Origin of the sequence: Pseudomonas sp. Y39-6, assembly GCF_023651955.1 — a bacterium.
Classification (GTDB): Bacteria; Pseudomonadota; Gammaproteobacteria; order Pseudomonadales; family Pseudomonadaceae; genus Aquipseudomonas; species Aquipseudomonas veronii.
In genome coordinates this window covers 4611613-4631713 of the sequence record NZ_CP069594.1, presented here as the reverse complement: position 1 = coordinate 4631713, position 20101 = coordinate 4611613, and the positions used below count along the sequence as shown (strand labels likewise).

Genomic DNA, 20101 nt, shown 5'->3' with positions numbered 1-20101 from the left:
GGATGGTCAGTTGTAGGAACCTTTGCCTGGCATTTTGATGCCATGCAGGTTCACTTTGCGATAGAGGGTGGCACGAGAAATCCCCAGCTCTTGTGCCGCCAGCAAGGGTTTCCACCGATTGCGCACCAGTGTATCGATCAAGGCCTGACGTTCCGGGCTGCCGGATACCGTTTCCTGACCCATTGCTGGGGCACTTATGCCGAGGGTGGCAGGCAAGTCCTCTACACCAATTACATGGCTTGCACAGACTGCGCACGCGTAGCGCAGCACGTGATGCAACTGACGCATATTGCCTGGCCAGTTGTAGTTTAAGAGCATTTCCAGCGCCGCTTCGCTCAGTTCGAGCCGCTCTCCCGAACGCTGGCACTCTTCATCCAGCAGCTTGTTGATCAGCGCGAGCTTGTCTTTGCGCTCACGTAGCGGCGGTATGTCGAAGCGCGCTCCACTCAAACGGAAATACAGATCTTCGCGAAAGCCACCTGTTTCTACCAGCGTAGAAATATCACGGTGGCTGGCGCAAATGACTTGGATGTCGATGGACTGCGGCCGGGCACCTCCCAACGGGGCCACCTCACCCTCACTCAGGACTCTGAGCAGGCGTGTTTGCAACATCAGCGGCATATCCCCGATTTCATCCAGGAACAGCGTGCCACCGTCGGCTTGCTGCAGCAGGCCGCGCATGCCTTTGTTGGATGCGCCGGTGAACGCGCCAGCGGCATATCCGAACAGTTCACTCTCAATCAGACTCTCGGGTATCGCCGCGCAGTTGATTGCAACGAAGGCTTTGTCGTGTCGCTTACTGGCGGCGTGCAGTTGCAGAGCAAAGTGCTCTTTACCGGCTCCGGTCTCACCATGAATCAGCACCGGCAGCCCGCGATCCTTGACGCGCACAGCCAGCTCCAGCGCCTGGGCGACCTTAGGGTCGACGGCTGACGCCAGTGTGCTAGCCGCAGGCGCACTGATGGGCCGGCGCGGGACCTTGAGGCGCACATGCAGGCCCATTGTCGGCAGGTAGTGGATGCTGTCATCCCCGGCGGCGGGCAGCTGCGCCGAGGCGAAGGCTTCGTCGATATGTGTGGGGATCCGGCCACAGCGCTGCAACAGCAGGCGTCGCGCGGCGGGGTTGAGCGCTTCGATGCGGCCATCACGGTCCCAGGCGAACAGGCACTGAGGCTGGCTGTCGACGTAGCCGGGCAGGGGATGGGCCCGTAACACCCACAGGTCCTGGGTGCTGTACATGAAGTAGGCATTTTCAAGGTCGCTGGCACTTTGGATAACCATCTGCCGAATCAGATGCTGGCTGCGCCGGTCATCCGGAGCGCGCACCGAAGAGACGTCCAATACCGCCAGGATCTCGCCATTGGGTGAAAATATCGGTGCCGCCGAGCAGGTATTGCCGATGAACGCCGCGCGGAAATGATCATGCTTGTGCACGGTGACCGGCAGTTTGTCGATCAACACAGCGCTAACAGCTGTCGTACCTTCCTCCTTTTCCGACCAGCAGGTGCCGACGTCCATGCCGGAACGGCGGTACTCGCCGCGCAGGGTCGATTCGATCCGGTAGTCGACGGTGCAACCCAGCGTATCGGTGAGCATCACACAGTAATCGGCGTCTCGTACGCGGCTGTGCAGCCGCGACATCTCATCACCGGCCAAGTGCAGGAAATCGTCGACACGCTGGCGGTGTTCATTGATTTGGTGAGCCTCCAGAACCCTGGGACCCTGCAATGACCCAGGATCGAGTTTGTAGTGCTGTATCGAGCGTCGCCAGGAATCGAGGATGATATTCGGCACCGGCAAGGTCGGGGCATTTCCAGCCGTGCGTAATACGCGATTCACATGTTCGACATGAACCTTAGACAAACCAGAGGACATGGTACCTCCGAAGATTGGATCTTATTTTTCTGTGAGGCTCATTAAAGGCGCGATGGCTGTCCCCTTCAAGCTGAATCGGTCAGCCGGTCCCGGTGAGACATAACATCTCAGCATTCGCAGGGGGACGTGAGGAAGGAGAGCCATTATGTCTTGGATCAGCCGCCCTTTTCACACCGTGATTTAATCACGTAACCCCTATGTTCCGGGCTTTGTAGCCCGATGAGCCGATCTTGGCACTCGACTTGCTCTGTCTGTCTCAGCGGGCCGCATGAGACGGCTGTATTTCAACAACAAGAATGAACAGAGGCACCCCATGAGCCAATTCAAAGCTGTCGATTTCTCCCTGGAAGGAAAAATTGCCCTAGTCACCGGCGCCGGTCGTGGTATTGGCCAAGGCATTGCGCTGAGCCTGGCCCAGGCGGGCGCTGACGTGGTACTCGCCGACTACGACTTGAACATCGCTGAGGAAGCGGCGGCCAATGTGCGTGCCCTCGGTCGTCGTGCTGTCGCCCTGCAGGTGGATGTCAGCCAGGCCGAGAGCGTCGCAAGCATGATTGAGCAGGTCAGACAGGCATTTGGCCGTCTCGATGTGGCAGTCAACAACGCCGGTGTGGTCAGTCTCGGCAGGGTCGATGAATTACCTGTCAGCGAATGGGACCGCATTATGAACATCAACGCGCGCGGGGTTTTCCTGTGCTGCCAGGCGGAACTCAAGCTGATGCGCGAGCACAACTTCGGCCGCATTATCAACCTCGCTTCGATTGCCGGCAAAGTCGGTTTCCCGGACCTGTCCCACTACAGCGCCTCCAAGTTTGCGGTGATTGGTTTTACCAACGCCTTTGCCAAGGAAGTTGCCCGCGAAGGCATCACAGTCAATGCTCTGTGCCCAGGTGTGGTCGGCACCGGCATGTGGCGCGGCGATGAGGGGCTTTCCGCACGCTGGGCCCAGCCCGGTGAAACCGAAGTGCAGTCCTGGGAGCGGCATCAATCCAGCCTGTTGCCCCAAGGTGAAGCGCAAACCGTGGAAGACATGGGCCAACTCGTGGTTTACGTGGCTTGCGCACCCCATGTCACCGGCCAGGCTATCGCCGTCGACGGCGGCTTCTCGCTCTAGTTGAATCAAGGGGCATGTCTTAGCCCTACGCACAATTTGATGATTACGTTCCCTGGACGCCGAGTTCAGGGAAACGGATACGGCTTGCCTGCAGCTTTGAATAACGCACTGAAGTGAGTTCAATCCCGCCGGCGCACTGATCGAAACAGGAGAACATAATGACAACTACAGTTCTGGCCAAACGTTCTGTTGGCACCGACATCATTAACTACGATGCTATTGTGATTGGCGCGGGCTTTGGGGGCATTTACATGCTCAAGAAGTTGCGCGATGAACTCGGTTTGAAAGTTCGCGCCTTTGATAAAGCGGGCGGTATCGGCGGCACTTGGTATTGGAACCGATACCCGGGTGCGTTATCCGACAGTGAGTCTTTTGTCTATTGCTTCTCTTGGGATCAAGAGTTGTGCCAGGAGTGGGATATCACCACGCGCTATCTGACCCAACCGCAAATCTTGTCCTACCTGAACCACGCAGTCGATCGACATGACCTGCGCCGGGATATCCAACTGGAGACCGCAATCACCTCTGCTGTGTTCGACGAGCAAAGCAGTCGCTGGCTGGTCACCACCGATGACGGGCATCAATACAGCGCCAAGTATCTGGTCACGGCGCTGGGCCTGCTTTCAGCGACTAACGTTCCGAAGATCAATGGCCTCAATCAATTCAAGGGCCATATGTACCACACGGCCAACTGGCCTGCCGATGCTGTGCTGGAGGGCAAGCGGGTAGGCGTCATCGGTACCGGCTCTACCGGTTGCCAGGTCATCACGGCGATCGCGCCAACGGTCGGCCATTTGACTGTGTTCCAACGTTCCGCCCAATACACCGTGCCAGTGGGTAATGGCCCGCTTAGCCGCGAATTTGTCGATGACATCAAGCGCAACTACGACGCCATCTGGAAAGAAGTGCGCAGTTCGCGGTTGGCGTTCGGTTTCCAGGAAAGCGATATTCCAACCATGAGTGTCGACGCCGCTGAGCGAAAAGCCATATTTCAGCGCGCCTGGGACGGTGGTGGCGGTTTTCGCTACATGTTCCAGACCTTTAATGACATCGCAACCAGCGAAGAAGCGAACCTCGCCGCCCAGGACTTCGTGCGGGAAAAAATCGCCGAAATCGTCAAAGACCCAGAAATCGCCCGCAAGTTGATGCCCCGCGACCTTTACGCGAAAAGGCCGCTGTGTGACAGCGGTTACTACGCCACATTCAACCGGGATAATGTGTCTCTTGTCGACGTTAAGGCCAACCCTATCGAGGAGATCACCGCCAAGGGCATTCGCACGGCGGACGGGGTCGAACACGAGCTGGATGTACTGGTGTTCGCCACCGGTTTCGATGCCGTGGACGGCAACTACAAGCGTATCGATATTCGCGGGCGCGACAACGTCTCGATGAAGGATCACTGGGCTGACGGCCCGTCGAGCTACCTGTCGGTCGCCACCGCCAAGTTTCCCAATATGTTCATGATCCTGGGGCCCAACGGTCCCTTTACCAATCTTCCACCGACCATTGAAACCGAAGTGGAGTGGGTGTCCGAGCTGATCGACTTTATGGAGCAGAACGAGCTGGCTTGCGTGGAGCCGTCGGCGCAAAGCGAGCACGAATGGGGTGTGATCTGCCAGGAAATCGCCGATCAGACATTGTTCGCCAAGACCGACTCGTGGATCTTCGGCGCCAACATCCCGGGCAAAAGCAACAAGGTGTATTTCTACATGGGCGGCCTGGGCGCGTTCAGCGAACAGCTGGAGGCGGTCAAGAATGACGACTACCGGGGCTTCAAGTTCAAGGCCGTGAGTGTTGACGGCGCGCAACCGCGCCGCGTAACGGAGAACCTGCAATGACTTTGAACAACCCTCAACTGTTGCGTCATCAAGCCTATATCGACGGTGAGTGGCTGGCTGCCGACAACGAAGCCAAGATCACCGTGGTCAACCCGTCGACCGGAGTGACCATCGGCCAGGTTCCGCGCATGGGGCAAACGGAAACACGCCGCGCCATCGAAGCCGCCGAGCATGCGCTGCCCACCTGGCGTGAGCTCTCCGCCAAGGCCCGCGCCAATGTGTTGCGCCGCTGGTACGACCTGATCATCGAGAACCAGCACGACCTGGCCCACCTCATGACCCTGGAACAGGGCAAGCCTCTGCCCGAGGCGTTGGGCGAAATTGTTTTTGGTGCGTCGTACATCGAGTGGTACGCGGAGGAGGCTAAGCGTGTCTACGGGGATCTGATCCCCGGCGCGACCGACAAGCGCCTGTTGGTGATCAAACAACCGGTGGGTGTTTGTGCCGCTATTACGCCCTGGAACTTCCCCAGTGCAATGATCACCCGCAAAGCCGGACCGGCCTTGGCCGCTGGCTGCACCATGGTGATCAAACCGGCCTCGCAGACGCCGTTCTCGGCACTGGCATTGGTCTATTTGGCTGAGCAGGCGGGCATTCCCAAGGGCGTGTTGTCGGTGGTCACGGGCGCAGCGGCGGAGATTGCCGAAGAGCTGACCAGCAACCCGGCGGTGCGCAAGATTTCCTTTACCGGGTCCACCGAGATCGGGCGCCAGATCATGGAGAAATGCGCCCGCGACATCAAAAAGATCTCCCTGGAACTAGGTGGCAACGCGCCGTTTATCGTCTTCGAGGATGCCGATCTTGATGCCGCCGTGGACGGCGCGCTGGCCTCAAAATTCCGTAACGCCGGGCAGACTTGCGTGTGCGCCAACCGGCTTTACGTGCACGACAAGGTGTACGACGCGTTCGTCGACAAACTGGCTTCGGCGGTCGGTGCCCTGAAGGTGGGCGATGGCTTTACCGACGGCGTCACCCTCGGGCCGCTGATCGACGGTAAGGCCGTTGCCAAGGTGCGCGAGCATATCGAGGATGCACTGGCCAAGGGCGCCAAGGTTGTTCAGGGGGGGCGCGCGCATGCCCAGGGTGAGAATTTCTTCGAACCTACCATCCTGGTGGACGTACCTGACAACGCCCGGGTCGCCAAGGAAGAAACCTTCGGCCCCCTGGCGCCGGTGTTCCGCTTCTTTGATGACGCCGAAGTCATCGCCAAAGCCAACGACACCGAGTTCGGCCTGGCGGCGTATTTCTATACCGCCAACCTGAGTCGCGTGTTTCGAGTGGGGGAGGCTCTGGAGTACGGCATCGTCGGGGTCAACACCGGCATCATCAGTTCCGAGGCCGCGCCGTTTGGTGGGGTCAAGGCGTCGGGTGTCGGCCGTGAAGGGTCCAAGTACGGGCTTGAGGATTACCTCGAGATCAAATACCTGTGTCTGGCCGGCATCTGAGCTGATCCATCACTGTCCACTTTTCAATTGATCGCTTGCTTCATGGCCGTCAGGGCATTGCCCTGCGGTCCGGTTAACGCTGTGTCGTAAAACATAAAAACAATAGGAAAAATCGACATGAACATCGCTTGGAAACTGCCGCTGGGGCTTGGGCTCCTGTCGTGCATCGCCGTACCTGCGTCCGCCGCTGACCCTTCACCGCAATGGGGAACGGGTGATTGGGGAGGGGTACGCAGCGAACTGCTGGAGAAGGGCGTTGACGTGATCGTCGGTTACGTCGGCGAAGCAGCCACCAATGTCCACGGTGGCTACAACCATGATCGTACCGCACGCTATACCGCGCAGTGGGCGCTCGGCACACACCTGGACCTGCAGAAGCTGCTGGGCTGGGACGACGCCGAGTTCCAGCTGCTGGTGACGGAGCGCAATGGCAATAACCTTTCCAACGAACGCATCTCTGACCCGCGCGCCCCGCAGCTCAGCTCGGTGCAGGAAGTGTGGGGCAGGGGGCAAACCTGGCGCCTGACCCAGATGTGGTATCGCCAGAAGTTTTTTGACGGCGCCCTGGATCTCAAACTGGGCCGCCTGGGTGTCAATGAAGACTTTGCCAGTTTCCCGTGCGACTTCCAGAGCCTGTCGTTCTGCAGTGCGCCCATCGGCAACGTGGCTGGGGATGTCTGGTACAGCGGCCCCGTCAGCCAGTGGGGCTTGCGCGTTCGCTACAACCTAGACGAGCAGTGGGCGCTGCAGGTCGGGGTGTACGAGCAGAACCCGTCGAATCTCAGCACCGGCAATGGCTTCAAACTCAGCGGCAGTGGTACTAAAGGTGCGCTGGTGCCGGTGGAAGTTGTCTGGAAGCCAACATTGGGCAAGGAAGCGTTACCGGGTGAATACCGTCTGGGTTACTACCACAGCAGTGCCAGCGCCAATGACGTATATGACGATGTCAACGGTGCTCCGCAGGCGCTGACTGGCCAAGCCCCCAAATCACGCAGCAGCAAGCATGGTGCGTGGATCATGGGCCAGCAGCAATTGACCACTCATCACGGCGATGCCTCGCGCGGCCTGAGCGTCTTTGCCAGCCTGACCGTTCATGACAAGGCTACCAGCGGCATCGAGAGTTTCCAGAACATTGGTGCGGTCTACAAAGGCCCTTTTGATGCCCGGCCCAAGGATGACATCGGGCTGGGTGTCGCGCGCCTGAAGGTCAACGACGACGTGACCAAACGGCAGCGCCTGATCAATGACAGTACGGGCATCACCTACTACGACGACCCGCTCTATGTCCCTGTGCAGCACAGTGAATACAACATCGAACTCAACTACGGCGTGCACGTTACCGACTGGCTGACCGTACGCCCGAACGTGCAGTACGTGCGTAATCCAGGCGGTGTCTACGAGGTGGACAACGCTTGGGTTGCCGGTCTGAAACTTCAGGCGAGTTTTTGAGCGTAGGCACGTACGTTAGCAGTCAGTAGTCGCTATCTAATTCTCCGTCACGATTGAGAAGGAAAACTGAAATGAGCAAATCTTTAGGAAAAGTCGCTTTTGTAACCGGTGCAGGTCAAGGGATCGGTGAGGCCATCGCGTTGCGATTGGCGGCAGATGGCTTTGCCGTAGCCTGTGCTGATATGAACATTGATACAGCCAGTCACGTGGCTGAAAGAATCAAAAAAGAGGGGGGTAAAGCTCTGGCCATAAAGGTTGATGTGGCCGATCGCGAGGATGTTTTCAAGGCCGTGCAGGCAGCGGTGGATGGCTTGGGTGATCTACATGTGGTCATTAATAATGCGGGTATCGCGCCTATTGCTCCCATTGAAGCGATTACGCCAGAGATCTACAGGAGAACGTTCGATATCAACGTAGGTGGTGTTCTCTGGGGCATACAGGCCGCGGTAAAGGCGTTTAAAATGCTGGGGCATGGCGGGAAAATCATCAGCGCTTCCTCTCAGGCAGGTCATATCGGCAACCCCGACCTCGCTGTTTATGGGGGGACCAAGTTCGCAGTGCGGGGCATTACGCAAACAGCGGCCCGTGAGTTGGCCCATCTCGGTATTACGGTGAACGCATATTGCCCAGGCATTGTGAACACTCCCATGATGCGCAAGGTTGCCCAGGATGTGGCGGACAATGCCAACCAGAGTATTGAATGGGGGATGGAACAATTTGCACAACACATCACCTTGAAGCGGCTTTCCCAGCCTGAGGATGTGGCAGCCTGCGTTTCGTTCTTGTCCGGTCCTGACTCTGACTACATGACAGGTCAGGCGGTCATTATTGATGGCGGGATGGTATTTAACTGATTCGTCATCAGCGCTGGAGAACGTTCAAGTTTATGCGTGTTGAGCGTTTTCGCGCATGCGACGTGAGGGATTGAGATGACTATTACTAAAGGTATTGCATCGCCGGCCAAGTTTCTGGTTCAGGCTGATGCACTGGTTGATTTATCGATGCATGGTAAAGCCTATGGGGCCAATGCCTATCTGATCTGCGATCAATTTATTGTGGGCCGGGTTCATGAAAAAGCGATGCCAGGATTCAAGCATGAACAGCGTGCTGAGTTGGCCGTGTTCGGTGGGCAGTGTTCCGACAGCGAAATCAACAAGCATGTCCAAGCCGCGCGTGAGGCTGACTATATTGTCGGTATTGGTGGCGGAAAAACATTGGATACCGCCAAGGCAGCAGCACATTTCCTGGAAAAACCAGTATTGATTCTGCCCACATTGGCTTCGACGGATGCGCCCTGTACCGCGATTTCAGTGATTTACAATGACGACGATACGTTTAATCGCTACCTGTTTTTATCAAAGAATCCGGACGTTGTTTTAGCGGATACGCGCATTTTGGCGGAACAACCGCCCAGGTTTTTTGCGGCTGGTGTGGGTGATGGTCTGGCAACTTATTTTGAGGCGAGAGCGTGCTTTGCTGCGCAACGCGACAACCTGATCCTGGGCAATGACGGAAAAATGCTCAAGCCTACGTTGATCGGTTTTGCTATTGCCCAAACGTGCTATGCAACCATCAAGAAGTATTCAGCGCAGGCGGCTTTTGCGGTGGAGAAGAAAGTCATCACTGCTGCATTGGAGAACGCCATTGAAGCCACCATTTATATGTCAGCTGTCGGAGCCGAATCTGGTGGTTGTGCTGCGGCGCATGCGATCCATAACGGAATGACCATAGTGCATGATCTACACGGAGCACAGCATGGTGAAAAGGTGGTTTTCGGCTTGTTCACTCAATTAGTGATGGAGGCCGCACCGATGGAGGAGATTGAAGAGGTTGTTGATATTGCGATCGCCGTCGGTCTCCCGTTGACGCTTGAGGATTTAGGGCTCAAAAGCTTTAAGGAAGCGGAGTGGAGAAAGGTCGCCGAACTGGCATGCGACAAAAACGACACGATTCACAACATGCCTTTTACGGTGACGCCTGACTTGGTGTATGACGCGATCGTGGCGGCTGACGCACTGTTGCATGCGTTTAAAAAGAAAAAATCTCTGCACTAGTGTATTGATTGGGAACCGGTTAATCGGGAGCCAATAGCGCTCAATCGGTCAGGCGCCGTCAATCGTTCAAATTGATTGACGGCGCCTGGTGCTGAGGTTAGGCCTGACAGTTAACAGTATTATTTTGGCTGAACTACGCCCCTCAACTTGGCGACTTGCGTAGCCAGCACATCCATCAAGTCAGGGGACAGGCAGTCATAGGGTTCAACGCCGATTGAACGAAGACGTGCACGGATTGCCTTCATCTCTTGAGGTGGCGTCCCTGTTTCGATTATCGATGAAACGAAAGCAGCGAACCCTGGAGCAGACCATCCGGCCTGGGGTGAAAGCTCAGTGTGTACGAAGTCCAATCCGTAGAACGCGTGATCCTTGTTCCCGATACGCCCGTACAAATGCGCGCTGCACTCGGTGCAAGCATGGCGCTGAATGGCCGCGTGCTCGTCCACAATGGCGAGTTTATCCGCGGGCGCGGTGACGCTGACTTTTTCCCGTGGGGCGACCGCAATAACAGCGAATGTCGCACCTGCCGGTTTCCAGCATTTGCTGCAGCCACAGGCGTGGTTGTGCAAAGTCTGAGCTGAGATCGTGACCTCGACCTTATTGGCGGTACACAGGCACTGCAGTGTCCCGCCGGTGAAGTTCGAGGCAACAGGGGATAGACCATTATCCAGTGATGGATGAAGTTTTATGTCGCTCACTGTGTATCTCCGGATCGGTAGGGAACTCGGACTGACGCCAGGGGCTTGCACCCTGGGCCATGCATCAGTACTTGATGACGGTACGGATCGACTTGCCTGCATGCATCAGGTCGAACGCTTCATTGATGCGTTCCAGTGGCATGGTGTGCGTCACAAAAGGCGCCAGCTCAATCTCGCCCTTCATCGCGTCCTCAACCATCTTCGGCAGTTGGGTACGGCCTTTTACACCACCGAAGGCGGAGCCTTTCCAGGTACGACCCGTTACGAGTTGGAAAGGGCGTGTAGAAATTTCCTGACCCGCCCCAGCCACGCCAATGACGATCGACTGTCCCCAACCACGGTGTGCACTTTCCAGCGCTGCACGCATGACGTTCACGTTACCGATACACTCGAACGAGTGGTCGACGCCCCAGCCTGTCGCGTCGATGATCACCTGCTGAATTGGCTTTTCATGATCTTTCGGGTTGATGCAATCAGTGGCACCAAAAGACTTGGCGAGTTCGAATTTTCCAGGGTTGGTATCCACGGCAATGATGCGTCCTGCCTTGGCCTGGCGCGCGCCTTGAATCACCGCAAGCCCGATACCGCCGAGCCCGAACACCGCAACGGTGTCCCCTGGTTGTACCTTGGCGGTGTTATGCACTGCGCCGATCCCGGTGGTGACGCCGCAGCCGAGCAAGCACACATGTTCGTGATTTGCGTCTGGATTGATCTTCGCGACGGAGACTTCAGCCACCACGGTGTACTCGCTGAACGTGGAGCACCCCATATAGTGGTAGAGCGGCTGGCCGTTGTAGGAAAAGCGGGTGGTGCCGTCTGGCATCACACCTTTGCCCTGGGTTTCACGGACGGCGACGCAAAGATTGGTCTTGCCGGATTTGCAAAACAGGCATTCGCCGCACTCAGCGGTGTAGAGGGGGATGACATGGTCACCGGGCTTGAGGCTTGTGACCCCTTCACCCACTTCCACCACTATGCCGGCGCCTTCATGGCCCAAGACCACGGGGAACAGACCCTCAGGATCATCACCCGATAACGTGAACGCGTCGGTATGGCACACGCCGGTGTCGGTGATCTTGATCAGCACCTCGCCTGCGCGTGGCGGTGCAACATCGATCTCGACGATTTGAAGCGGCTTGCCGGGTTCAAATGCAACTGCAGCACGGGATTTCATAAAGGCCTTTCTCCAAGTAGTAATGCTTGTCTGACCGAGGAAAATCGTCGGGATCGGTAGGTGTACCGGTAGTTACTTGAGGTAGGTACGCACCAACGAAACCACTTCGTCGATTGAGGAACGCTGCGTCTCGGACGTGTCGGTTAAATTTGAAAATTCCTCCCTCAGATGGCTTTCAAGAACGCCGGCCATCAAGCCATTTACTGCGCCGCGCAGTGCAGCAATCTGCTGCAATACAGGGCCGCACTCGGCGCCCTGCTCAAGCGCGGTCTGCAGCGCGTCCAGCTGGCCTCTGACCCGATTGACTCTTCCCAATACACGTTTTTTTCAGCGGGAGAATGTGGCATCGAACGACTCCAGTTATAGGCGTGAACGGCCATTGTACATCGGTACTGGGTGGGAGTATTTAAAGTACTGGTAGGGAGTATATTCGTATGCCGAAGAAACAAACACGACCATTCTGTTTGGGGACTTCCGTCAATTTGTTTCTAATGAACAATCGATGGTGAAAGGGCGCTGTTTGCCCTGCCTTTCTACTCCGCCTCGTGGATGGCCGGTAAGCGTCTGTTTTCCAGCAAATCACTCAGGCAGCCAGTGAGGTGCTGAATAGCCGTCTCGTTACGCTTCAAGAAATGAAAAGTGCCGGTTTTGTATACATCGACCAATGCCACCCCTTTGAGCACCGCCAAGTGTTGGGAGACTGTCGATTGGGACAGGCCGCAACGTTGTGTGATCTGGCCAACGCTCACCCCGAACTCAAAACCGCATGGTTGCGGGGGGAAATGCAGAGTCGGCGCCTTGAGCCACTGGAGGATTTTTCGTCTCACTGGGTGTGCGATCGCGCGCATGGTCGCGTCGAAGTGGGGCAAGGTGGACGTCGATTTTTGATCTGTATCGAGCATATCGGATACCTCGGGTTCATAGCCTTCGCTGGCCTCGTGTCGAGGTCAGCGAAAGAGGGACCGCAGTAACACCGTTCCCGTTGGTATCAGTCGAGCAGGTCGGAAATGGATTCGGCGGCGAGTTGATAGGAGCGGCAGCGTGCGTCAGGGTCGTAAATCCTCGCATCGATTATCACCTCGTCCACCTCCGTGGTTGCGATGAACTGGCGCAGCCAACGTCCTACATCGTCTTTGTTGCCAATTGCAGTGCACGACATGGCTTCAGCCAAATTCTGCCGATCATAGTTGGACAGCCGTTCCATAAAGCCCTCTTCTGGACGCGGCAGAGCGCCTGCTTTGCCCGTGTACAAGTTGCTGACCCACTGACGGTGTGAGCTCGCCAGGTAGTCGGCTTCGGCTCGAGTCGGGGCAGCGAAAACATTCGCGCCTGCGATGACATAAGGACTCTCCAGCACTGCTGACGGCCGGAACGTGGCGCGGTAATGCGTAATGGCTTCCATCAAAAATCGAGGTGCGAAATGTGAAGCGAATGCGTAGGGCAGCCCCAGTTTCGCGGCGAGATCAGCACTGTGCATGCTCGAACCCAATAGCCATAGTGGAACGTCATGTTTTCCAGGGATCGCGCGAACTGGCTGATTTCCATCGTCCGCTAGATAGTCGGTCAATTGTTGGATGTCTTGCGTGAAGTCGCGCTCAGAGGCATCGCCGCGTATGGCGTGGATAGCCGGCCCAGCGGATCCAGGTGCTCTGCCAATGCCTAAATCGATGCGGCCTGGAAACAAGGTGTCCAATGTCCCGAACTGTTCAGCCACCAACAGAGGTGAGTGGTTGGGGATCATGACGCCGCCAGAGCCCACTCGCAGGGTGCTCGTTGCCGCAGCCAGATGCTGAATGAGCAGGGTTGTAGCCGAAGACGCGATCCCTGGCAGGTCGTGGTGCTCGGCGATCCAGTAGCGCTTGTAGCCGTGAGCTTCCACGTGTCGCGCCAGAGAGACTGCGTCTTCTAGCGTGTGGGCGAAGGTTTTTTCTTCGCCGATCATCATGAGGTCAAGTACAGAGAGGGCTGTCATCACAGGCTCCATTTTTCAAATTAGGTTCGTGAGGCAGCGATGCGTTACTTCAATGGGAAGTCCGACCAGTGCGGATAACGTTCTAGGCGTCGATCGATATCGCGAAGCGTTGCCAGGCATCGCTGGAGTTTGAGGTAGATATCACCACCATAATCCCAGCCAAGTACGCCAATACTGCCCGTGTAACCGACGCGGTTCAGCGCTGCGATCAAAGCAAAATTGTCGAGCTCTCCGCGGTCGACCGGCTCCATGGTGGCCGCGCCGCCCCAGCCGAGTTGCGAAAGTGCGCTGCCCGACGTAACCACCTGCATCAGATAGGGCTTCATTGCCGCCAGACGCTGTTCCAATTCGCCTTCCTGGCTCGCGTACCAGTGATAGCCATTGAACGAGGCCCCCAGGCGAGGGTGAGCAAAGTGCTCGCAAATCTGCACCACCTGCGCGGTGGTCTGGGTGACATGGTGAAGATGTGGATACAGCGCGATCCGTAATCCGCGCTGTTCGGCAATGGGCAGCAGCGACTCGATAAACCGCAGAATGGCTTGGCTGCCATTGACTGAGGTTTGTATCGCCAGCTCGATAAGCTCTACGCCCTCGACGGTTTTGACGATACGCCGTATCAGGGCGTCGTTGCGTCCCTCATGCAGCACCAGGTATAGCCCTTCAATCCGCAGGCCATGTTGTTTCGGTACGCCCGGCAGCAGCGAGAGGTCGGTCAGTGGTGTGCCACCCCAGGCGGCGACAGTCATGCCGTCGTAACCGAGTTCAGCCAACATTTCGCACTGTGTTTGAAAGGCGTATACGCCCATCGACGAGTAGAAAAAGGAATCGAGTGCATGGATGCGATGAGCCATGGTTTATCTCCTGGCTCAGTGAGGCGAGTCGGTCAGGACAGCCCATTCAGGGTGGGCGGTCAATCGTTGCTCCATGGAACGGAACGCAGTGACCGAGCGGCGCAGGTTGCCGTAGACGTCACCGCCCATGCTTTCCCAGCCGAGCACGCCAAAACGTCCGTCAAAGCCGCGCCGTTCGAGCGCGCCCAACAGCACGAAGTTGTCCATTTCACCTTCATCGAGCGGTTCGATGGTTGCCAGGCCGCCCCATCCGAGCGGGGAGCGCCGAGTGCCGGCGATGTTCACTTGTTTCAGCCAAGGCCACACGGCATCAAGACGCTGCTCCAGGGCCTGCTCCTCAGTCGCGTACCAGTGATAGCCGTTGAACACGATATTGAGGCGCGGATGTTTGAACTCTCGGCATAGGGCCACCGCCTCTGTGGTCGTCTGCATGCCGTAGCGGGCGTGTGGGTACAGGCTGATCTCCAAGCCTCGGCGCTCGCAGATCGGCAGCAGGCGTTCGAGCATTCGGCGGTCAAAGTTCGTGACTTCGTCGCCGGAATGCAGAGCCAATTCGATGGTGGTGCAGCCCTCGATGGTCTCGAATATGTTGGTCACAAATGATTCCTGGCCCTGGCGATAGATCAGGTAGACCGCACCTACGTCCAGGCCCCAGGTGGGTTTAACCTGGGCGATCGACTTCAGGTCTTTGCTCCAGGCGGACATCGTCAGACCCTGGTAGCCGAGTTCGGCGAGCATCTCGCACTGCGCTGCTAAGGGATAGGTCCCCAGGGTCGTCTGAAAAATGAAATCCATATGATGCAGAGGACGATTCATGAGTGGGCCTGCGCTGGCGCTGGCTCAACGGGTAAGGACGCACTTGGAAAGTGCGGCAAGAGATATTCACCCAGTTCGTCGATGACTTCCGAGGCTTGGCGTCGCTGAGGTTTGAAGTGGAGGGCAACGTGACCGACGCCCTGATCCTGTTGGCGTTTCCAGTGTTCAATCAGCGCATTTCGCCCGGCACGCAGCACGCGACCCGCCTGGACGGGATGGTTTGGATCTCGGTCCAGGTCAAATAGGGTGCCGTAGCCATAGGGCTTGTAGACGTTGGCGCCACAGGCGGCACGCCAACGCTCGATGACTTCAGGAATCAAGGCTGGATTGGAAATATAGGAAAGAATGCCGTCCGTGTTTTCACCAATCCATTCCAGCGACTGGCCGGCCTGGCCAACGATAATGGTCGGCAAGCGTGCCCCCACGGGCTTGGGAACGAGGTCGATCTCTCCATTCAACTGGCCATAAAACCGCGATTGGTGCACGGCCCAGTGTGTTTCCGTGGTAGCGCGAATGATTGCCAGCGCATCACGGAAACGCTCGGCGCGGTTACCGAAGTCGAGTCCGAAGGCAGGGTACTCCACCGGCCGATCGCCCGTGGCGAGGCCCAGAATAAAACGTCCCCCAAGCAACTGATCGATGCTCGCTGCCTGCTTGGCAACGATCAATGGATCGCGCAAGGGGAGGACGATGCCGGCGGTGCCGATGGCAATCTGTTTGGTCACGCCTGCGAGGTAGCCGGCATAGACCAGCGGATCAAGGATTTGACCCACGTCACCGAAGTTCGGATCGTAAAAGGGCACGTCGCGTAGCCAGATGGCGGAAAAGCCCGCTTCGTCAACCTTGCGAGCCAACTGCGCGTGATCCTGCAGGGTCGGGCCCGGACTATTGGGATAGCTTTCCAGAGGGGCGATAAATCCGAAGGTCAAATGGCCGGGTTTAAATACGCGTGCATAGCCGGGATGTTGCTTGAGCTCCGGCGCAAGCCCGCAGGTGAGCGGTATCGATGTCATTCAAAAAGGGCCTCGTGTAGGCGGATAACGGTGACTTGGCAATCCGGCATAAGGGGTTGTAGTCACGATGACGGTGACTATAGGTTGTATGATGTGAAAGAAAAATAGGATTAAGTTCCGAACATTTATGAATAAAAAGCTCAAATAGACAGGAGTGGCTATGGATCATTTTGGGGCTCTCGGCGCGTTCGTTCATGCCGCGCAGACGCGCAGCTTCACCGAAGCTGGGCGCAGAACCGGCGTGTCTTCATCGGCCATTGGCAAGGCGGTCGCACGCCTGGAGGAAGAGCTTGGCGTAAGGCTGTTTCATCGATCCACGCGCGCCATCACGCTAACGTCCGAGGGCAGCCTGTTTCTGGAACGCTGCCATCGGATTTTTGCAGAGTACGAGGTTGCCAAACGGGAGCTCACCCAGGCTGCCGGCAAGCCTCAGGGAAAGTTGCGCCTCGGCTTGCCACAGCTGGGCATGAGGTTGATGCCTCACTTGATTGCGTTTCAGCAGGCGTATCCCGAAGTGGAGTTGGAGCTGGAGTTCAGTGATCGGTTGGTCAACGTCATCGAGGAGGGTTTTGATGCCGTGATGCGTATCGGTGAGGTTGAAGATTCTCGCTTGATGATGCGCAAGCTCAACGGCTACAGTCATCGCCTGGTCGCGTCGCCAGACTACCTTTCAAGCCGGGGTGTACCGTTACGGCCATCCGAACTGTCCGGCCATTCATGCCTGCGTTACCGATACCCCACCAGCGGTAAACTCGACCCTTGGCCTCTGGTGTCAAAAAAGGGGCAGGACAGTATTGAGCTGGGGCAATCAGCTACCGCCAACGCGATTGAACCGTTGCTCGCAATGGCTGAGGCGGGGCAAGGAATAGCCTGCCTCCCTGACTTTTTTGTCGAGGACGCCATCGCTGATGGACGATTGGTGCCTGTATTGGATCGCTACGTTCGCGACCACCGTATCTTCAGCATTCTCTGGCCATCTAGTCGCCAGCCGTTGCCCAAGATAAAGGCCTTTGTGAGCTTTATGACGTCGCGCCTGACGTGAACCGTTACGCTTCCTAAACGAAAACTGCCGATGCTCCGGAGATTTCCGCAGCGTCGGCAGGTTTTGAATCCGCTGTGACTTACGCTTTGTTGGATGCCTTTGCCGCAAAGGCGCCGTCACCCAGCAACGCTACCACCAGTGCCGTTACGGACAGGTAGACAGGATATTCCCAGCCGCCATTGGCGTTGGTGAAGCTCCAGCCATTGCCGAAGTGGACGGTTGCGGCAACGAACAGCTGAACCACCGCCAGAGCGGCCACCCAGCGCGCATAGACACCCAGCACCAGCATCAAACCGCCGATGACTTCAAAGGCCATGACCGGGTACGCCAGGAAGCCCGGGAAGCCAATGGATTCAAAAAAGCCTGCGGTACCTGCCGGGGTAAACACCAGCACTTTGGTCAGGCCGTGGGCAATGAACATGAGGCCGAGAGCCAGGCGCATTACGAAGGCGGCGTATGGAGCGGTACGTGAGTCGATCATGGCGCAGTTCCTTTTGTTTATTTGGAAAGTGACAACGTGTTGGTCAGCCATTGCGAAAAGTCGGCCAGTTCTTCAGCGACAATCTCGTGGGCCATGTCGTAGAAATGTGTTTCGTGGACGACGCCGATTCGATCCAGCCAGGCGTCCGCCTCTTTCGCCCAATTCACCGGCAGGACGTTGTCCCGATGGCCGTGGGCGATGAAGGCAGAGACCGACTTGAGCCGTTCGGCTGAAGCGATCCGAGGATCAAGTTCGCGCAGCATCCGGCCGCTCAATATCGCGAAACCTGCAACCAGTTCGGGTTCGGTGAGCCCAAGGCTTGCACTCATGATGCCGCCTTGGCTGAAGCCTGCGATCACGGTCGGCAGCTTGGGCTGCGCTTCGATGAAGCGCTGCAACAATTGCCGGCTGGACTCTGCTTGCTCTTGATTGAACGACGGGCCGTTGCTGGTGAAGTTCACCTGATACCAGGCGAAGCCTTGTGGGCCAACCTGCAGCGGACCGCGGAGCAGAATCACTTCCAGCTCCTCGGGCAGCGCTGCGGCCAATGACGCGAGATTCGCTTCATTTGAACCGACGCCATGCAGCAGAAGCAGGCGGCCCTTGGGCGCCGAAGTACGGCTACCTTTGCGGTAAAACAGGCCCGTTTGCGGCTCGCGAACGGCTTCGGAAAAAGAAGTATCACGCATGATCTGTAACGCCTTGGCTGGGTTGAGTGGAGTCGAGTCCACCAGTGTTGTTCGAAGAAAACAGGTAGCTATCCATCGCCAGTACGCCGTAGCTCACGCCGCCATCCAGGACACGAGTCTCATAGTGTTCGCCGGCCGCGCCGAGGGCGATGAGCAGCGGTAAAAAATGCTCATCAGTCGGGTGGGCACGTTCGGCTGAAGGTGCGTGCTGCTTATAGTCCAGCAGGAAATCGGTATTGCCCGCCTGCAGGGTTTGGGCTGTCCAGGCCGCAAACTCTTTCACGTAATCGGCCCCATGATGGGCCGCACCCCGAAACTCATACAAGTTATGGGTCAGGCTTCCGGAAGCCACGATCAGCACCTTCATATCCCGCAGTGGCTTTAGGGCTTGGCCCAGTTTCCAGGCCTGGTGGGTATCGAGGCCGGCAGGCATCGATACCTGAACGACGGGTACGTCTGCCTCAGGGGCCAGATGCAGCAGAGGCACCCAAGCGCCGTGGTCCAGACCTCGGCGGGCGTCAAGCCGGGACTTCCATCCCGCATTCTGCAGCAGATCCACGATATGAGCTGCTAGGGCCGGAGCGCCCGGTGCGGGGTAGCGCAACTGGTACAACGCGTCGGGAAAACCACCGAAGTCGTGAATGGTTTCAGGGGCGGTGCTCGCCGTAACGCCGACTTCGCCACGGGTCATCCAGTGCGGGGATACGATGACGATGGCGTCAGGTCTCGGCAGTTCGCGACCGAGCCTGGCCAGACGTTGACCCGCCAGACCAGGTTCGATGGCAAACATCGGAGCACCATGAGACACAAACAACAGGGGGAACGAAGTGTTCATGGTGAATACTCCTCAATGATTACTTGTTAAGCCAGACAGGGGCGATGGACGTGCCCAGGCCTGCGCCGTAGCCGAGGTAGATATTCAAGCCTGCCAATGGCTCCAGGTAACGGGCATTGATCAGTGCACCCGCATCAACCGTGTTCCAACCCAGGCTGTGTGCCAAGGCGGTCGCGGTCTGTTTGGCCCGCTCGCTGTCGCTGGCGACAAACACACTGCCGCACTGGTCATTGGCGAATGTCGGGCCGTCGGCAAGCACTTGGGCGAACAGGGTGTTGAACGCTTTAACGACATGGGCTTGAGGCACAGCTTTGGCAATTTCCTCGCCCGCGCTGGTGACGTGCCCAATGGTCAGCGACATGTAGTCGGCGCTCAGTGGGTTGGTGATGTCGATAATCACCTTGCCCCCCAGGTCGCCCAGGCTTTGCAGGGCTTTGGCGGCATCTTCGTAGGCGGTTGCAACGACAACAACATCGCTGTCACCCAGTGCCTCGGCAGCCGGAAAAGCGCTGACATTGTCAAACTGAGCGGCCAAGGCTTTGGCCTTGTCGATGTCGCGGCCCGTGATACGAACGATATGGCCAACGCTGGACAGCTGTTTTGCGAACGCCGAACCCATGTTGCCGGTACCCACTACTGTTATTTTCATAGCGACCTCATTTGCATTGATGTGCGTTTCGATAGGCTAAGTCTATAGGTTGTGAAATTGAGATAAATAAGGCCAAATGTGATTAATAGTTCCACTAAGTGAGACA

The 20101-nt window shown here is 57.3% G+C and carries 20 protein-coding genes; 7 read left to right on the top strand and 13 right to left on the bottom strand.

Going from position 1 to position 20101, the window contains the following annotated elements:
• Nucleotides 1-6: 6 nt before the first annotated feature.
• Nucleotides 7-1875 carry a sigma-54-dependent Fis family transcriptional regulator gene (locus JN756_RS20910; RefSeq protein ID WP_201021288.1) on the bottom strand — a complete coding sequence of 623 codons (1869 nt, stop codon included), beginning with the start codon at nucleotides 1873-1875 and terminating at the stop codon, nucleotides 7-9.
• Nucleotides 1876-2188: 313 nt separating this feature from the next.
• Between JN756_RS20910 and JN756_RS20905 the strand changes: the two genes are divergently transcribed.
• From JN756_RS20905 to JN756_RS20880, 6 genes are all read left to right on the top strand, one after another.
• A complete protein-coding gene (locus JN756_RS20905) occupies nucleotides 2189-2989 on the top strand; it encodes an SDR family NAD(P)-dependent oxidoreductase (protein WP_201021287.1) in 801 nt (266 codons plus the stop codon).
• A gap of 158 nt (nucleotides 2990-3147) precedes the next feature.
• Nucleotides 3148-4827 (top strand): flavin-containing monooxygenase, encoded by a 1680-nt coding sequence (locus JN756_RS20900; protein ID WP_201021286.1) that lies wholly within the window; start codon nucleotides 3148-3150, stop codon nucleotides 4825-4827.
• On the top strand, nucleotides 4824-6272 hold the full coding sequence (gene gabD / locus JN756_RS20895) for an NADP-dependent succinate-semialdehyde dehydrogenase (RefSeq protein WP_201021285.1): 1449 nt from the start codon (nucleotides 4824-4826) through the stop codon (nucleotides 6270-6272). The genes JN756_RS20900 and gabD overlap by 4 nt, the downstream gene beginning before the upstream one ends.
• A 117-nt stretch (nucleotides 6273-6389) precedes the next feature.
• On the top strand, nucleotides 6390-7721 hold the full coding sequence (locus JN756_RS20890; RefSeq protein WP_201021284.1) for a carbohydrate porin: 1332 nt from the start codon (nucleotides 6390-6392) through the stop codon (nucleotides 7719-7721).
• Between the two features lie 71 nt (nucleotides 7722-7792).
• The gene (locus JN756_RS20885; protein ID WP_201021283.1) at nucleotides 7793-8575 is read left to right on the top strand and encodes a (S)-acetoin forming diacetyl reductase; all 783 of its coding nucleotides are present in this window, start codon (nucleotides 7793-7795) and stop codon (nucleotides 8573-8575) included.
• Between the two features lie 75 nt (nucleotides 8576-8650).
• Nucleotides 8651-9775: a glycerol dehydrogenase gene (locus JN756_RS20880; RefSeq protein WP_201021282.1), complete on the top strand. Its 1125-nt coding sequence runs from the start codon at nucleotides 8651-8653 to the stop codon at nucleotides 9773-9775.
• A 119-nt stretch (nucleotides 9776-9894) separates the two neighbouring features.
• On the opposite strand, the gene gfa is transcribed toward JN756_RS20880, so the two are convergent.
• The 8 genes from gfa to JN756_RS20840 all read right to left on the bottom strand — a co-directional run bounded on the left by gfa (nucleotide 9895) and on the right by JN756_RS20840 (nucleotide 16299).
• Nucleotides 9895-10473 (bottom strand): S-(hydroxymethyl)glutathione synthase, encoded by a 579-nt coding sequence (gfa, locus tag JN756_RS20875; protein WP_201021281.1) that lies wholly within the window; start codon nucleotides 10471-10473, stop codon nucleotides 9895-9897.
• A 64-nt stretch (nucleotides 10474-10537) separates the two neighbouring features.
• The gene (locus tag JN756_RS20870) at nucleotides 10538-11647 is read right to left on the bottom strand and encodes an S-(hydroxymethyl)glutathione dehydrogenase/class III alcohol dehydrogenase (RefSeq protein WP_201021280.1); all 1110 of its coding nucleotides are present in this window, start codon (nucleotides 11645-11647) and stop codon (nucleotides 10538-10540) included.
• Nucleotides 11648-11719: 72 nt separating this feature from the next.
• Nucleotides 11720-11962, bottom strand: coding sequence for a metal-sensing transcriptional repressor (locus JN756_RS20865; protein ID WP_201021279.1), 243 nt, complete (start codon nucleotides 11960-11962; stop codon nucleotides 11720-11722).
• Between the two features lie 218 nt (nucleotides 11963-12180).
• Nucleotides 12181-12549: an ArsR/SmtB family transcription factor gene (locus JN756_RS20860; protein ID WP_201021278.1), complete on the bottom strand. Its 369-nt coding sequence runs from the start codon at nucleotides 12547-12549 to the stop codon at nucleotides 12181-12183.
• Nucleotides 12550-12635: 86 nt separating this feature from the next.
• Nucleotides 12636-13619 (bottom strand): LLM class flavin-dependent oxidoreductase, encoded by a 984-nt coding sequence (locus JN756_RS20855; protein WP_201021277.1) that lies wholly within the window; start codon nucleotides 13617-13619, stop codon nucleotides 12636-12638.
• 44 nt (nucleotides 13620-13663) lie between these two features.
• Nucleotides 13664-14470 carry a sugar phosphate isomerase/epimerase family protein gene (locus JN756_RS20850; RefSeq protein WP_201021276.1) on the bottom strand — a complete coding sequence of 269 codons (807 nt, stop codon included), beginning with the start codon at nucleotides 14468-14470 and terminating at the stop codon, nucleotides 13664-13666.
• 15 nt (nucleotides 14471-14485) lie between these two features.
• Nucleotides 14486-15286 carry a sugar phosphate isomerase/epimerase family protein gene (locus JN756_RS20845; protein WP_201021275.1) on the bottom strand — a complete coding sequence of 267 codons (801 nt, stop codon included), beginning with the start codon at nucleotides 15284-15286 and terminating at the stop codon, nucleotides 14486-14488.
• Nucleotides 15283-16299 carry an LLM class oxidoreductase gene (locus tag JN756_RS20840; RefSeq protein WP_201021274.1) on the bottom strand — a complete coding sequence of 339 codons (1017 nt, stop codon included), beginning with the start codon at nucleotides 16297-16299 and terminating at the stop codon, nucleotides 15283-15285. The genes JN756_RS20845 and JN756_RS20840 overlap by 4 nt, the downstream gene beginning before the upstream one ends.
• A gap of 160 nt (nucleotides 16300-16459) precedes the next feature.
• On the opposite strand from JN756_RS20840, the gene JN756_RS20835 reads away from it, so the two are divergent.
• Nucleotides 16460-17341 carry a LysR family transcriptional regulator gene (locus JN756_RS20835; RefSeq protein ID WP_201021273.1) on the top strand — a complete coding sequence of 294 codons (882 nt, stop codon included), beginning with the start codon at nucleotides 16460-16462 and terminating at the stop codon, nucleotides 17339-17341.
• A 79-nt stretch (nucleotides 17342-17420) separates the two neighbouring features.
• On the opposite strand, the gene JN756_RS20830 is transcribed toward JN756_RS20835, so the two are convergent.
• From JN756_RS20830 to JN756_RS20815, 4 genes are read right to left on the bottom strand one after another with little or no spacing between them, the layout of a single operon-like run.
• Nucleotides 17421-17822 carry a DoxX family protein gene (locus JN756_RS20830; protein ID WP_201021272.1) on the bottom strand — a complete coding sequence of 134 codons (402 nt, stop codon included), beginning with the start codon at nucleotides 17820-17822 and terminating at the stop codon, nucleotides 17421-17423.
• A 17-nt stretch (nucleotides 17823-17839) separates the two neighbouring features.
• Nucleotides 17840-18511 (bottom strand): alpha/beta hydrolase, encoded by a 672-nt coding sequence (locus tag JN756_RS20825; RefSeq protein ID WP_201021271.1) that lies wholly within the window; start codon nucleotides 18509-18511, stop codon nucleotides 17840-17842.
• Nucleotides 18504-19346: a DODA-type extradiol aromatic ring-opening family dioxygenase gene (locus JN756_RS20820; RefSeq protein WP_201021270.1), complete on the bottom strand. Its 843-nt coding sequence runs from the start codon at nucleotides 19344-19346 to the stop codon at nucleotides 18504-18506. Before JN756_RS20820 ends, JN756_RS20825 begins: the two co-directional genes overlap by 8 nt.
• A gap of 19 nt (nucleotides 19347-19365) precedes the next feature.
• Nucleotides 19366-19995, bottom strand: coding sequence for an NADPH-dependent F420 reductase (locus JN756_RS20815; protein WP_201021269.1), 630 nt, complete (start codon nucleotides 19993-19995; stop codon nucleotides 19366-19368).
• Nucleotides 19996-20101: the final 106 nt, after the last annotated feature.